The organism is Burkholderia sp. TSV86, assembly GCF_001522865.1.
Taxonomy (GTDB): domain Bacteria; phylum Pseudomonadota; class Gammaproteobacteria; order Burkholderiales; family Burkholderiaceae; genus Burkholderia.
Genome location: NZ_LOWB01000074.1, coordinates 25240 through 38630, shown reverse-complemented (window position 1 = coordinate 38630; position 13391 = coordinate 25240). Strand labels below are relative to the sequence as shown.

The following is a 13391-nucleotide window of genomic DNA, read 5'->3' as shown; positions in this document are numbered from 1 at the left end:
GCGGATGGCAAGCGGGAAGTACAAAGCACCGAGCGAATACTTAGGGTCGCCTAGTGTACACCTGCCGGCAGCCCGCACGATGCTGCGGCGCGGCAGCCGCAATTGCTTCGGGATGCTGGCTTTTGGCGGTCTGCGCGGCTTGCCCGCGCCGTTGCGCCGCCGGCAAAACAACCCGATCGCGGCAAGCGCGCCGAGGTCCGCCGGACAGATCGCACATCAGGTAAAATAGTCGGCTGCGCGCGCAGCGAAGCGGCTCGACGCGGCGGTCAACGCCCGCGCCATCCGCGCCCGGCTCTTGCGGCCGGATTCCCGTAAGCTGCGCCACCGGGCCCGCGCCTGCCCTCGCTCATCATCCAAGGAACGCCCCATGACAGGCTTCGATCGCCAGACGATCTCCGACACGACCGCCAAAATCCTGCTCGAAGTGCAGGCGGTGCACTTCAATGCCGACAAGCCGTTTATTTTCACGTCCGGCTGGGCGAGCCCCGTCTATATCGACTGCCGCAAGCTGATCTCGTTTCCGCGCGTGCGCCGCGGCCTGATGGAAATGGCCGAATCGACGATCCTGCGCGACGTCGGTTTCGAGCAAATCGACGCGGTGGCGGGCGGCGAAACGGCCGGCATCCCGTTTGCCGCCTGGATCGCCGACCGGATGATGCTGCCGATGCAATACGTGCGCAAAAAGCCGAAGGGCTTCGGCCGCAACGCGCAGATCGAGGGCTTTCTGGAAGAAGGCTCGCGCGTGCTGCTCGTCGAGGATCTGACGACCGACAGCCGCAGCAAGGTCAATTTCATCAACGCGCTGCGCAATGCGGGCGCGCAGGTAAATCATTGCTTCGTGCTGTTCCACTACGACATCTTCAAGGAAAGCGTGTCAGTGCTGAAGGATATCGGCGTGGATCTGCACGCGCTCGCGACGTGGTGGGACGTGCTGCGCGTCGCCAAGGCGTCCGGCTACTTCGAGACGAAGACGCTCGACGAAGTCGAGAAATTCCTGCACGCGCCGGCCGAATGGTCGGCCGCGCATGGCGGCGCGACGGGCTTGCAAGAGTAAGCATCGGTAAGCGCGCGCCACCTGCGCGCCGTTGCTTGGCATCGCAACGCCTGCCGGCATCGGCAGGCGTTTTTTTGCACGCCCGGCGCACTGGCAGTTCATCAGCCTTGTCTACATACACTCCCGCCACGCGCGCCGGAGGGTTGGCGCGACTCGCGCCGCCATACGTCCCCTAATGCTAGACTTGCTCCCATAATCGGATTCGGACATCGAATCGCTGTCGATCAGCGCCGGGACGCGCCGGCATACATGACAGGAGAAGGGCCATATGCGTGTGGGTCGCCGAGTGGTTCCGCCAGGTTCGCGCCGGCGCTTCTTCTCGCTTGCCGTCGCCTGCGCTTCTCTCCTCGGCCTCCTCGACGGCCCGCGCGCGCTCGCGCAAAACACGTTCACGCTGACAAGCAGCGATCTGCATCCCGGCGGGCGCGTCGGGGCCATCCATCTGTTCAACCAAGGCGATTGCAAGGGCGGCAACCGTTCGCCGCAACTGACGTGGCGCAACCCGCCGCCCGGCACGAAAGGCTTCGCCGTCACGATGTTCGATCCCGACGCGCCGGGCCGCGGCTGGTGGCATTGGGCTGTCGCCGGCATCCCGGCGAGCGTGTCGAGCCTGCCCGCCGACGCAAGCGCGTCCGGCTACCTGCGGCGGATCGGCGCAACCGAAGCGCGCAACGACTTCGGCACCGACGGCTATGGCGGCCCTTGCCCGCCGCCCGGCAAGCCGCATCGCTACGTGATCACGGTATACGCGCTGAGGGCAACCGACCTGCGCGTCGCCACCGGCCGCCCAGCGCAGATGTTCGACCATGAGATCGGCACGGAAACGCTTGGCTCCGCGCAACTCGTGGTCGTTTACGGGCGCTAGCGCGCGCAAGCGGGGATATGCGGCGACAGCGGCCATAGCCGGCGCTCCGCTATCACGCTGCCAGAGAGCTTCGCCGCTTGCGTGGTCGGCCGGCTGTGGCTAACGGCTGCGACTGCGGCTGATGGCCGACGGCTGCGGCTGCGGCTGCGGCCAACCGCGGCAATCGCAACCGCCATCGGAGCCGCCGCCAGCCCGACGCGCCACCCGCGAGCCTTCCGGTGTACGCCCCGCTGCGCGCCGAACCGCCCCTTCCACGCACACCCAGCGCTCGCCAACGCAACGGCAAACCGGCCGCGCGCCAGCGCCCGCCATTCGTTCCACCCGCGCAATTCAGTTATGCGTCGCGGGTCTCGCTCGCGCCATATCGCACAGCTAGACTCTAGCCGGTCGTCCCGCGCCGCTTGCGGCGGCACATCGTTGCGCGCGGCTGGTTCGCGCGCGATTTCGTCGTTTCATTGTGGAGAAACAGGCATGTCGAACATCGTCATCGTTTATCACAGCGGCTACGGCCACACGAAAAAGCTGGCCGAAGCCGTGTTGGTTGGCACGCAACAGGCAGGCGCAAGCGCGCAACTCATCGCGGTCGGCGATCTCGACGACGCCGGCTGGGCCGCGCTCGACGCCGCCGACGCCATCGTCTTCGGCGCGCCGACCTATATGGGCGGCCCGTCCGCCGACTTCAAGAAATTCGCCGACGAGACGTCGAAGGCATGGTTCAAGCAGAAGTGGAAAGACAAGCTGGCGGCCGGCTTCACGAATTCGGCAACGATGAACGGTGACAAATTTTCGACGATTCAATACTTCGTCACGCTCGCGATGCAACATGGGATGGTGTGGGTCGGCACCGGTCTGATGCCCGCGAACACGAAGGCGGCAACCCGCAACGACATCAATTACGTCGGCGGCTTCACGGGCCTGCTCGCGCAATCGCCGTCAGATGCGTCGCCGGACGAGGCGCCGCTGCCGGGCGATCTCGAGACGGCGAAGGTGTTCGGCGCGCGCGTCGCGGCAGCCACCGCGCGCTGGCTCGCAGGCCGGTGATCGGCCCGGCGCGCGCCGGGCTCGCGGGCAACCGCGCTCACGTGGTGCAGCCGGCGCTCGCCGGCAGCCAAGCCGCGGCCGGCCGGCAATACCAATCGCTCAAGACTGCAACCGGTCTGCGGGCATAGCGGGCGTCGATATCCTGATCGGCGCGCCACCGTTGCCGGCCGCGGAGCAAGCAAGTGATCGGCGCGCGTCGGCAGCCGCGCCGCCGGCGCTCGATAGGCAACACTGATCGCCCCAAAATCGGGGCCGGGTCAACGAGCGCAACCCGCTCGTGCGGTCCGGCTGGCGCGCCGCCGCCGGCAGCCGCGCCAACCGGAGGTGCAAACAGAGCAGGGCCGGATCGACGAATGGCGCAGATCCGGCACTCGCGGCGGCGAGCGGGATCATCCAGCGGTATTTTTCCCGCCAATCCGGTTACGATGCCGCGCGTTGCATCTTAAAATAGCGGTTTTCTCGCGGCGGCGTCACGCCGGCCGTTCCGATCCAGCGCAATCCAGCGAGAGCGAGATGAGCACGAAAGTTTTTGTCGACGGCCAGGAAGGCACGACGGGCCTGAAGATCTTCGAATATTTGTCCGCGCGCGGCGACATCGAAATCCTGCGCATCGACGAAGCGAAGCGCAAAGACGTCGGCGAGCGCCGCCGCCTGATCAACGCGTCGGACGTCACGTTTCTATGTCTGCCCGACGCCGCGTCGCGCGAATCGGCGGCGCTCGTCGACAATCCGCACACGACGCTGATCGACGCGAGCACCGCGTTCCGCACGAGCGCGGATTGGGCTTACGGCCTGCCCGAGCTGAACCGCGCGCAACGCGAGCGTATCCGCACCACCAAGCGCATCGCGGTGCCCGGCTGCCACGCATCGGCGTTCGTACTGGCGATGCGTCCGCTCGTCGATGCGGGTATCGTCGCGCCGGACTTCTCCGCGCACAGCTATTCGATCACCGGCTATAGCGGCGGCGGCAAGAAGATGATCGCGGACTACGAGGCAGGCGGCGTCAAGCTCGCGAGCCCGCGCCCGTATGCGCTCGGCCTCACGCACAAGCATCTGCCCGAGATGGCCGCGCATACCGGCCTCGCGAACGCGCCGCTCTTCACGCCGATCGTCGGGCCGTTCTACAAGGGTCTCGCCGTCACCACGTACTTCACGCCGGCCCAGCTCGCGAAACGCGCGACGCCGCAGGACATCCAGCACACGCTCGCCGAGCACTACGCGGGCGAGGCCTTCGTGCGGGTCGCGCCGTTCGACGCGGCGGAGAATCTCGATGAAGGCTTCTTCGACGTACAGGCGAGCAACGACACGAACCGCGTCGACCTGTTCGTGTTCGGCACGGCGGAACGCTTCGTAACCGTCGCACGCCTCGACAACCTGGGCAAAGGCGCGTCGGGCGCGGCGATTCAATGCATGAACCTCAACGTCGGCGTGGCCGAGGACACTGGGCTCAAGCGCTAACCCCCCACGGATTGCAACGTGCGATAACGAGCCGGCCCGCAAGGCCGGCTTTTTCATGCCGCATTAAAGCCGCAAGCAATTAAAATAATACCGGGCCGTTTACATATATTCACAAATTTTCGAATTAACCAAAAGCAAGTCACAAAGAATTATCGATTTAATGACTATCCCGAATAGGGATTCACCTGATCCACGCTTGAAACGCCCGAGGCGATCCGCAAAAACCCCGATAAAACCTCAAAAAAACAACACTCCTCGGGGGCCGCACGGAAATATCAAACACCCTTTCCGTTTTAATTTCCGTCGTCACGACCCATCATTTCGGGCTGCCAACCACCTTGAATCGTTTAAGTCCGCCCATTTAGACGATTCCATCGATTGACAGGAAAAAGCGATATGTCCAAATTATTGAAACAAATAAGCACATTGGAGACAGAGGCATGTCGGAAGCCTTTTCAAAAGGGGTGGCAATGGCCATGGCCCTTACCCCGATGCTCGTCGCGTGCAGTGGCGGCGGCGGCGGCTCCCCTGCCGCCATCGATGTTCCGCAATGCTCCGGCGCGAGCTGCGGCGTGCAAGGCCCGCCAAGCTCGACTCCCGCCAACACGGCGCTCTGCCCGGCGAATGCGGATATCGGCAGCAGCACGTATCTGGGCGGCGCGGGTGGCGGTGAGATCGTCAGCCTGAACATCAACGCGACCGCGATGACGTACACGCTCAAGTGGCTCGAATCGCCGGTTCCGCTCACGACTGGCACCGTCACGCCGTCGCGCGCCGGCACGACGATCACGGGCCAAGTCACGCATCCGCCCACCGGCACGCTGCCGACGGCCGAACAAACGCGCTGCGCGTTCGTGCTGCTGCCCGGCAGCGGCACGTCGCCGTCCGGCGCGGCTTACTCGACCGCCGCCGATTTCAACCAGGCGAACCCGCCGATGATCCTGATCGGCTTCGGCGTTGCGGGCGGCGGCATTCCCGGCGCGACGATCCAGTTCAGCGGCCTGACGATCATTCCGGGCCTGTTGCAGAACATCGGCCAAGTGCCGCAACGTCACTTCGACTTCTATCCGTTCCTCGGCTTCGCAAACACGACGACCGATCTCTCGAAACTGCCCGGCACGTACAACGCGCTGATCTATCACTCGGTGCCGTCGGCCAGCTATGCGACGCAGGGGATCAATTCGAGCGAAACGTTCGATGCGAACGGCGCTTGCACCTCCACGAGCGCGTCGGGCTGCATGACGACGGGCAAGCCGTGGACCGTAAGCGGCAACGGCTACTTCAACAGCGCCCAGGCTGCGCAGATCCTGCCGCAAACGAAATTGCCGATCGTCGGCGCGACGGGCCAATCGGCGAGCGCGCACATGGTGCTCGGCCAACTGAACGGCGCGACCGTGCCGGTGGTCGTGCGCACGGGCGACGTCAACCTCGGCACGCCGCCGCTGCATCTGGACGCGAAGGTCGACGACGAATCCGGCATCGCGGTGCTCGGACTCGCGAAGGCGATTGCGTCGGGCGGCATCGACGGCGGCTATGCCGGCGCCGACTCGAACTTCAAATACACGGCAACGGTGATCAAGGCGGCGGCGGGCACGTTCGTCAATCCGAGCACGCAGCAAGCGGAAACGGGCTTCAGCCTCGACTACGGCCAGTCGACGCCCGGCCTGCTCGGCGCCTCGACGTCGGGCTCGCCCGCGTCGACCGGCTACGTGATCGCGAGCGGCGGCCTCTATGCGGCGCTGATCCAGGGCACCGTCAACGGTGGCATCACGCAAAGCTCGGCGATCGCCGGACAAACGCCGTCCGCGCCTTACTTCGGCGTGGGCGCGCAAGTCAGCAAGTAGCGGGCGCTTGGGAGCGCAGCTGCGCGGCGGCGCGCGCGAATGCCGCGCAGCCGCGCCGCCCGCAGCCAGCCCGACGACGAGCGGCCGACAGGAAGCCGGCCGCCGCATAACGACAATTTTGTGGAGTTTGGAGGAGCATCATGAAGCGGAACGTCATTCTGGCGCTGGCCTGCGCTACCCCCCTCATTTCGGCATGCGGCGGCGCGGACAACAGCAGCGAGGCGCAGCCTGTCGTCGAGACGCCGCTCTGTCCGTCGACGGTCGATTACGGCACGGTCTATACGGGCGGCAGCGGCAGCGGCGAACTCGTCAAGCTGCAAATCGACACGGCAAAGATGATCTGGCAAATCACGTTCGTCGAGTCGCCAGTTCCGCAAACCACGGGCACCGCCGCGCCGACACGCGCAGGCACCGTCCAGAGCGGCACGCTCACACATGAGACGCTGCTGCCGACGCAAAAACTCAATAACTGCGCGTTCCGCCTGAACGGCGCAAGTCTCGACCCGAACCGCCCGGCGCGGATCTTCCTCGGAATAGGTGTCGTCGGCGGCACGGTTCCGGGCAAGGAAATCCAGTATGGCGGCCTGCTCGGACAAGGCGCGATTCCCGACACGAAATTCCCGTACTACCCGTTCATCGCGTTCTCGTCGCTCGAGACCAACGTCGCGAATCTTGCCGGCACGTACAGTCAGCTCGGTTACGGCCAGGTCGGCTCGCAAAATTTCGCGCCCGTCACGATCGATGCGAAGGTCACGATCAACGCGAACGGCACATGGACCCGCTGCGATTCGACTGGCATCTACGCCGGCTCCTGCCGCCAGCCCGGCACGAACTTCGTGCAATCGCGCAACGGCACGGGCGCGTTCGAGACCGATCACCTCCAGAGCCAGGCAAAACCGACGCTCGCGACGGTACCGCAGGCCAAGGGCTTCGTGATCGTCGGCAAGCTGCGCAACCAGCTGGTGCCGATCATGATCCGCACGGGCGTCGCTAACCCCGGCCCGACGCCGGACGCGAACGGCGTGCCGGGCCTCACCGCCGACGACGAGGCGAGCATCTCGATCCTGTCGCCGCAAACGGCGCTCACGACCGGCTCGCAAAACGGCGAGTACATCGGCGTGGACAGCCAGTTCGACTATCGGACGACCGCGCTGACCAACACGCAGGCGACGCTGCTCGATCCGTTCAACGCGTCGCAGGCGTCGCTCGCGACCGCGCTGAACCTCGACTACACGCAGGCGGTGCCGGGCACGATCACGTCGACACACGTCGGAGCGGGCAGCTCCGCGCCAACCGGCAAGTTCATTTTCACGGGCGGGGTGTTCGGCTTCCTCGACACGTCCAATTCGTCGTCGCCGTATTTCACGATCGGCGCGTTCGTGCAATAAGCGACCGGGAGGCCGTATGAAAAAAGCACTCCGCGCGGCGCTCGGCGCCGCCGCGCTGGCCCCATTCGCCGCGCATGCGCAAAGCGCGGGCAGCAACGTCATCACGCTCGGCTGGTTTCACGTGATGCCGCAGCAAAGCAGCACGCCGCTCACGACCCACGTCGCGCCTACGCCGATCAACACGCCGCTGCGGCTGCCGCCGTCGTTCACGTCGGAAGGCACGGGGCTGCGCACGAGCGGCTCGGACACGCTCGGCATGACGATCAGCCATTTCGTGACCGACCACATCGCGGTGACATCCGTGGCGGGCGTGCCGCCCGTGTTCTCGGTCAAGGGGCGCGGCACGATCGTCCCGCCTGGCCCGGCGGGCGCGCTCGGTACGCAAAACATCGGGCTCGCGCAAGTCAATCCGAACGTGAAGAGCGTGCGGCAGTGGAGTCCGGCCGTCGTGTTTCAGTATTACTTCGGTCAACCAACGACCAGGTTCCGACCGTTCGTCGGCATCGGCGTGTCGTACAACTGGTTCAGCGACTTGCAACTCAACACGAACTTCATCAAGCAGACGCAGGACAATCTCGGCGCGATTCTTGCCGCAGGCGCGGGCAAACCGGGGCTCACGCAGGTGTCGGTAAAGGCGTCGTCGTCGTGGCAGCCGGTGTTCAACGCGGGCCTTACGTACAACATCACCGATCACTGGGGGCTCGTCGCGTCGGTCACGTACATCCCGCTGAAGACGACATCGACCGTGACGATCAAGGCGGCCGACGGCACGACGCTCGCGGAATCGAAATCGGACTTGAAAGCCGATCCCCTCATCAGCTACCTGGGGATGTCGTACAAGTTCTGAGCGCGGCTCCCCGATCGCCGGACGAAAAAAAGCCCGCCTGAAAAGGCGGGCTGAATCCATATCAGAGGAGACATGGAGGAGACAGTTCGTACTATATGACATCCTTTGACGCGTTGCAACATTTCCGTCGTGAAAATACGGATTTTCCCTCGAGCGACTGCTCTAATGCACCGGCAGCCGCGCCGCCAGCGCGGTTTGCGCGCCATTTTCCGCTTCCAGCACCGCGCTCAATTGGTCGCGCAGCAGCTCGACCGGGCGCATCTGCCGCCCCGGCAGCACGCCGTGCACGAGCCATACGTTGATCCCCGGCTCGATTTCCGGCGCTTCGATCACCTTCAACGCCGCCCGGTGCGGGCCGCGCGCCAGCGCCGACGCCGCCGCGATACCCAGCCCCGCGCCGCGCGCCACGAGCGAGAGCTGCAAATCCGAGCCGAACGCCTCAACCGCGACGTCGAACGGCAACCCCGCCGCGCTGAACGCGCGGCTGAGCGCCGAGCGCATCCCGCAGCCGTCCTGGCTCAGCACCCACGGATAGCGCGCGAGCGTGTCGAGCGGCAGCGGCCCCGGCGGCAGCGCAAATTCGCGCGCGGCGACGAGCACGGTCGGCTGCGTGCCGAGCAGCGTCGATACCAGCGTATCCGGCATCGGGAAACTCGCGGGCATCATCACTGCGGCGGCGTCGAGCGCGGCTCGCTCGACGCTTTGCAATAGTGCAGGCGACCAGCCGGCCGTGATCCGCAGCGTAAGCCGAGGAAACGCTTCGCGCAGCCGGTCTATCGGCCCTTCGAGCGCGAGCTCCGACAGAAACGGCGGCACGCCGATCCGCAGTTCGCCCGCCGGCTCGCTGCCGGGCGCGGCGACGGCGAGCAGTTCGTCGACCGAGCGCAGCACGTTGCGGGCGAGCGCATAGACTTCGCGGCCCGCCGCGGTCGGCCTGAGCGGCTTGCTCTGACGGTCGAGCAGCGGCACGCCCAGCATCGTCTCGAGGTTCTGTACGCGGCGGGTGAGGCCCGGCTGCGTCAGGTGGAGCTTGGTTGCGGCAGCGACCATCGAGCCGCTGTCGACGACCGCGACGAACGCTTGCAGATCACGCGTATTCAAAACAAACTCGCATAATCATATTGAACATATTTCAATTGTCGCATAACTAACGCATCTCTACGATTTGGGCTCTTCGTGTCTTCGTGCTTTTCCCTTTCGAGGCCCAATCGATGAACCGCTCAACCGATCTCCACGCCGAACCCTGTCTCGGCAAGCCCCGTGTGGAACCGGACGCCCAGGCGCCCGGCGAATCCCGCGCCGCTGCGGCGCCGTCGCTCACGCCCGCGCTCATCGTGTTCTTTTCCGCGACCGTCGGCGTCATCATCCTCAACCTGTTCGCCGCCCAGCCGCTCACCGGCCCGATCAGCACCGAGCTTCGCCTTCCCGCGAGCCTCACCGGGCTCGTTGCGATGCTGCCGCAACTCGGCTACGCGGCCGGCCTCGTGCTGCTCGTGCCGCTCATCGATTTGCTCGAAAACCGCCGGCTGATCGTCACGGCGCTCGCCGTCTGCGCGGCGACGCTCGCGCTGCCCGCCGTCACGCGCTCCGGCGCGGTGTTGCTCGCCGCCGTGTTCGTCGCGGGCGCGACGTCGAGCGTGATCCAGATGCTCGTGCCGATCGCGGCGTCGATGGCGCCCGACGCGCAGCGCGGCCGCGCGATCGGCAACGTGATGAGCGGCCTGATGCTCGGCATCCTGCTGTCGCGGCCGATCGCGAGCCTGATCGCCGGCACGGCCGGCTGGCGCGCATTCTACGGCGCAGCGGCCGCAGCCGACGCCGCGCTCGCCGCCGTGCTGGCCGTGACGCTGCCGCGCCGCGCGCCGGCGCTGTCGGCCCGCTATGCGACGCTGCTCGGCTCGCTGTGGACACTCGTCGCGACCGAGCGCGTATTGCAGCGCTGCGCATTGTCGGCGGCGCTGGCGATGGGCGCGTTCAGCGCATTCTGGACCGCAATCGGCCTGCGGCTGGCCGCACCGCCATTCGGGCTCGGGCTGCATGGCATCGCGTGGTTCGCGTTCGCCGGCGCGACGGGTGCGATCGTCACGCCGTTCGCCGGCCGCGCGGGCGACCTCGGCTGGGAGCGCGGCACGCGCATCGGCGCGCATGTGGCGATGTTCGCTGCGCTCGTTACGCTGGGCATCGCGGGCGCGGGCTGGGGCGGCTTCGACGCGGCCGCGCATCCAACGCTCGCGCTGGCGCTGCTCGTCGCCGGAGCGGCGGTGCTCGACGCGGGCGTTGTCGTCGATCAGACGCTTGGCCGGCGCGCGGTCAACCTGCTGAATCCGGCCGCGCGTGGACGGCTCAACGGTCTGTTCGTCGGGCTTTTCTTCGTCGGCGGCGCGCTCGGCGCGATGCTCGCGGGCGCGGCGTGGGCGTGGTCAGGATGGGGAGCAGTTTGCGCGCTCGGGTTTGGATTCGCGTGGGCGGCGCTCATGCTGGACTGGCGGCACGAGGCGCGGTGAGCGAAGGGTCCGTCGGCGGGTAGGTCGCACCGGTTGGCGGGCTCCAGTGCCAGTAAATGTCGCACAGGTTGGCAAGCTCCAGTGACGCTTGCGCCGACGCGACGCGCGGCAGACCACTGTCGATGCCAAATCGGTGGGCAAGCCGGTTGTTTGCAAGGCCGCCGGCAGCCGCGCGGCGCGTGCGAATCTCGCGTGCGAAATCTTGCGTATGAATCGTATCAGCCGGCACGCCGCCAGGCCGCGTGCCGGTCAACAGCCGCATGCGCCAGGCAGCCGGCCGACGTAAAGCCTGCCCGGACAACCGGACTGATTTTCTCAGGCCGCAGCCGGCAGCGGGCGCAGCCACGTAAAACACGCGTCAGCCGGAACGCCGCAAAACGGCGCCCCGCATCAAAGGCCGCGCGGCCCAGGCAGCCTGCCCATCGCAAACCGGAGACACCCCCGCTAGTGCCGCACCAGCGCCATCATCGCGCCGAAGCCGACGAAAATCCCGCCCGTCAGCCGGTTGAACGCCTTGGCAACACTTGCGCTCCGGAGCGTCGCGCCGATCCGCGTGCCGAACGACGCGTAGACGATGTACCAGCTCACCTCGATGACCACGAACGTCGCAACGAGAATACCGAACTGTGGCAACGTGGGGGCGGACGCGTCGATGAACTGCGGCAGGAGCGCCGCGGCAAACAGGATCGCCTTCGGGTTGCTGCCCGCGACGAGAAAACCGTTGCGAAACAGCGCCCAGCGCGACACCTCGGCCGCGGACGCGCCGCCCGCACGCGGCTCGGCGCCCGGCGCGCCGCCTTTCTCGTCGACGCGCGCCCGCCACGCCTTCACACCCAAATAGACGAGATATGCGGCGCCCGCATAGCGCAGCGCGTCGAACATCGCCGGCCACGCGTCGAGAAACACGCCGAGTCCCGCCGCGGATACCGACAGCATCGCGACGAGCGCGCTCAGGCAGCCCGCCATCGTCGCGGTCGAACGCTGCAAGCCGTGGCGCGCGCCGTGCGTCATCACGAGCAGCATGTTCGGCCCGGGAATCGCCGATACGACGAATACCGTCGCGACAAACAGCCACCATGTATGCAGACTCATAACGTCCCGTTCGAAAAAATGGAAAGGCAGCGCCGATTATGCCGGCAACCGCTGATCTGGGCACGGCGAGCGACGAGCAAGCGCTACGGCCGCCGCGCCGCGCGCACGCCACCAGCACGGGCAATGCGAACCAGGCTGACCGGCACGCATTCGGGCGACAGCGCCCAGACCATGTGCGCCAAACCGGCCGGTTTCGCCACACGCGGCTTCACGCACTCGATTCGCCACGCCGCGCGCGGCCGGTCATCGATAAACTGCGCGATACACTGCGGCGCCCCGGCCAGCGCGCGGTAAAGCACGGTGAACATACGCTGAACGCGCGGCCAATCCGCCGCGCCTCCAAGATAAACGGCCGCCGCGTCACGCCCCTGTCAACGTGCCGCCCGCCGCGCCGCAACCTGCCCGAGCACCGCGAAATCCTGCTCGCCGTGGCCATGCGCGAGCGCTTCGATCAAGCTGTCCCGCACGACGCTCGCGATGGGCAGCGGCACCGACGCCCCGTCGCCCGCCTCGAGCGCGAGCCGCACATCCTTGAGCCCGAGCCGCGCCTTGAACAGCGCGGGCTCATAGCGCCCTTGCGCGATCATCTCGCCATAACCTTGGTAGACAGGGCCGGGAAACACGCTATTGGTGATCACGTCCAGATAGTCGCGCATCGCGACGCCGTGCGCGGCGAGCAGCGCGGCGGCTTCGCCCATCGTCTCGATCGCCGACGCGAGCGTGAAATTCGCCGCGATCTTCACCGCGTTCGCATGCTGCGGCAACGAGCCGATCCGCCAGGTTTTCTGCCCGATCGCGTCGAACACCGGCTGCATCCGGTCGATCGCCTCGGCAGGCCCGGCCGCGATGATCGTCAGCCGCGCCGCGGCCGCAACGTCCGGCCGCCCCATCACCGGCGCTGCGACATAATGGATGCCGCGCTCCGCGTGCATTTGCGCGAGCGTGCCGGCCAGAGCAACCGAGATCGTCGCCATGTTCACATGAACGAGGCCGCGCGGCGCATGTTCGAGCAGCGCTGCATCGAACACGCCGCGCGCGGCCACATCGTCGGCGAGCATCGAGAACACCGCATCGCCCGCGAACGCGTCGGCAACCGTCGCGGCCTGCTGCGCGCCCAGCGCGACAAGCGGCGCGACGCGCCCGGACGAACGGTTCCATACACGAACGCGATGCCCCGCTTTCAGCAGATTCGTCACGATCGCCACGCCCATTTCGCCCGTACCGATAAATCCGATGTCCATATCTGTCGTGTTCCTTTCATTCGCCGTGTCACGTCACCCGCACGAGTAAAGCACAGG

General features: G+C 66.5%; 12 protein-coding genes and 1 pseudogene. 8 read left to right on the top strand and 5 right to left on the bottom strand.

The features are described 5' to 3' along the window. The first annotated feature begins 367 nt into the window (after positions 1–367). The 7 genes from WS68_RS12085 (at position 368) to WS68_RS12055 (ending at position 8497) form a co-directional block, all read left to right on the top strand. On the top strand, positions 368–1054 hold the full coding sequence (locus WS68_RS12085) for an orotate phosphoribosyltransferase (RefSeq protein ID WP_059571023.1): 687 nt from the start codon (positions 368–370) through the stop codon (positions 1052–1054). 268 nt (positions 1055–1322) lie between these two features. After that, positions 1323–1919, top strand: a complete 597-nt coding sequence (locus WS68_RS12080; RefSeq protein WP_059571022.1) for a YbhB/YbcL family Raf kinase inhibitor-like protein — start codon at positions 1323–1325, stop codon at positions 1917–1919. A 471-nt stretch (positions 1920–2390) separates the two neighbouring features. Then, positions 2391–2960 carry a flavodoxin family protein gene (locus WS68_RS12075; RefSeq protein ID WP_059571021.1) on the top strand — a complete coding sequence of 190 codons (570 nt, stop codon included), beginning with the start codon at positions 2391–2393 and terminating at the stop codon, positions 2958–2960. Positions 2961–3473: 513 nt separating this feature from the next. Beyond that, positions 3474–4418, top strand: coding sequence for an N-acetyl-gamma-glutamyl-phosphate reductase (gene argC, locus WS68_RS12070; protein ID WP_059571020.1), 945 nt, complete (start codon positions 3474–3476; stop codon positions 4416–4418). 491 nt (positions 4419–4909) lie between these two features. Beyond that, positions 4910–6262: a DUF2957 domain-containing protein gene (locus WS68_RS12065; protein WP_442857163.1), complete on the top strand. Its 1353-nt coding sequence runs from the start codon at positions 4910–4912 to the stop codon at positions 6260–6262. A gap of 140 nt (positions 6263–6402) precedes the next feature. Beyond that, on the top strand, positions 6403–7650 hold the full coding sequence (locus WS68_RS12060) for a DUF2957 domain-containing protein (RefSeq protein WP_059571018.1): 1248 nt from the start codon (positions 6403–6405) through the stop codon (positions 7648–7650). A gap of 16 nt (positions 7651–7666) precedes the next feature. Further along, complete coding sequence (locus WS68_RS12055) at positions 7667–8497, top strand: OmpW/AlkL family protein (RefSeq protein WP_059571017.1); 831 nt, start codon at positions 7667–7669, stop codon at positions 8495–8497. Positions 8498–8659: 162 nt separating this feature from the next. On the opposite strand, the gene WS68_RS12050 is transcribed toward WS68_RS12055, so the two are convergent. Beyond that, on the bottom strand, positions 8660–9598 hold the full coding sequence (locus tag WS68_RS12050) for a LysR family transcriptional regulator (protein ID WP_059571016.1): 939 nt from the start codon (positions 9596–9598) through the stop codon (positions 8660–8662). Positions 9599–9708: 110 nt separating this feature from the next. Here WS68_RS12050 and WS68_RS12045 point away from each other — a divergent pair, with 110 nt between their 5' ends. Next, complete coding sequence (locus WS68_RS12045; RefSeq protein ID WP_197419589.1) at positions 9709–11001, top strand: MFS transporter; 1293 nt, start codon at positions 9709–9711, stop codon at positions 10999–11001. Here WS68_RS12045 and WS68_RS12040 read toward each other — a convergent pair. The 4 genes and pseudogenes from WS68_RS12040 to WS68_RS12025 form a co-directional block, all read right to left on the bottom strand. Beyond that, positions 10970–11263 (bottom strand): hypothetical protein, encoded by a 294-nt coding sequence (locus tag WS68_RS12040; protein WP_059571015.1) that lies wholly within the window; start codon positions 11261–11263, stop codon positions 10970–10972. The genes WS68_RS12045 and WS68_RS12040 overlap by 32 nt on opposite strands. 182 nt (positions 11264–11445) lie before the next feature. Then, positions 11446–12093 (bottom strand): LysE family translocator, encoded by a 648-nt coding sequence (locus WS68_RS12035; RefSeq protein WP_059571014.1) that lies wholly within the window; start codon positions 12091–12093, stop codon positions 11446–11448. A gap of 83 nt (positions 12094–12176) precedes the next feature. Next, a complete protein-coding gene (locus WS68_RS12030; RefSeq protein WP_059571013.1) occupies positions 12177–12401 on the bottom strand; it encodes a hypothetical protein in 225 nt (74 codons plus the stop codon). A 63-nt stretch (positions 12402–12464) separates the two neighbouring features. Further along, a pseudogene (locus WS68_RS12025) lies at positions 12465–13337 on the bottom strand (NAD(P)-dependent oxidoreductase); the annotation flags it as partial. Between the last annotated feature and the right edge of the window lie 54 nt (positions 13338–13391).

Bases quoted from the DNA above. Each gene is read 5' to 3' on its own strand.
- WS68_RS12085 (WP_059571023.1), top strand. From the start codon at position 368: ATGACAGGCTTCGATCGCCAGACGATCTCCGACACGACCGCCAAAATC.
- WS68_RS12080 (WP_059571022.1), top strand. From the start codon at position 1,323: ATGCGTGTGGGTCGCCGAGTGGTTCCGCCAGGTTCGCGCCGGCGCTTC.
- WS68_RS12075 (WP_059571021.1), top strand. From the start codon at position 2,391: ATGTCGAACATCGTCATCGTTTATCACAGCGGCTACGGCCACACGAAA.
- argC (WP_059571020.1), top strand. From the start codon at position 3,474: ATGAGCACGAAAGTTTTTGTCGACGGCCAGGAAGGCACGACGGGCCTG.
- WS68_RS12065 (WP_442857163.1), top strand. From the start codon at position 4,910: ATGCTCGTCGCGTGCAGTGGCGGCGGCGGCGGCTCCCCTGCCGCCATC.
- WS68_RS12060 (WP_059571018.1), top strand. From the start codon at position 6,403: ATGAAGCGGAACGTCATTCTGGCGCTGGCCTGCGCTACCCCCCTCATT.
- WS68_RS12055 (WP_059571017.1), top strand. From the start codon at position 7,667: ATGAAAAAAGCACTCCGCGCGGCGCTCGGCGCCGCCGCGCTGGCCCCA.
- WS68_RS12045 (WP_197419589.1), top strand. From the start codon at position 9,709: ATGAACCGCTCAACCGATCTCCACGCCGAACCCTGTCTCGGCAAGCCC.
- WS68_RS12040 (WP_059571015.1), bottom strand. From the start codon at position 11,263: ATGCGGCTGTTGACCGGCACGCGGCCTGGCGGCGTGCCGGCTGATACG.
- WS68_RS12035 (WP_059571014.1), bottom strand. From the start codon at position 12,093: ATGAGTCTGCATACATGGTGGCTGTTTGTCGCGACGGTATTCGTCGTA.
- WS68_RS12030 (WP_059571013.1), bottom strand. From the start codon at position 12,401: ATGTTCACCGTGCTTTACCGCGCGCTGGCCGGGGCGCCGCAGTGTATC.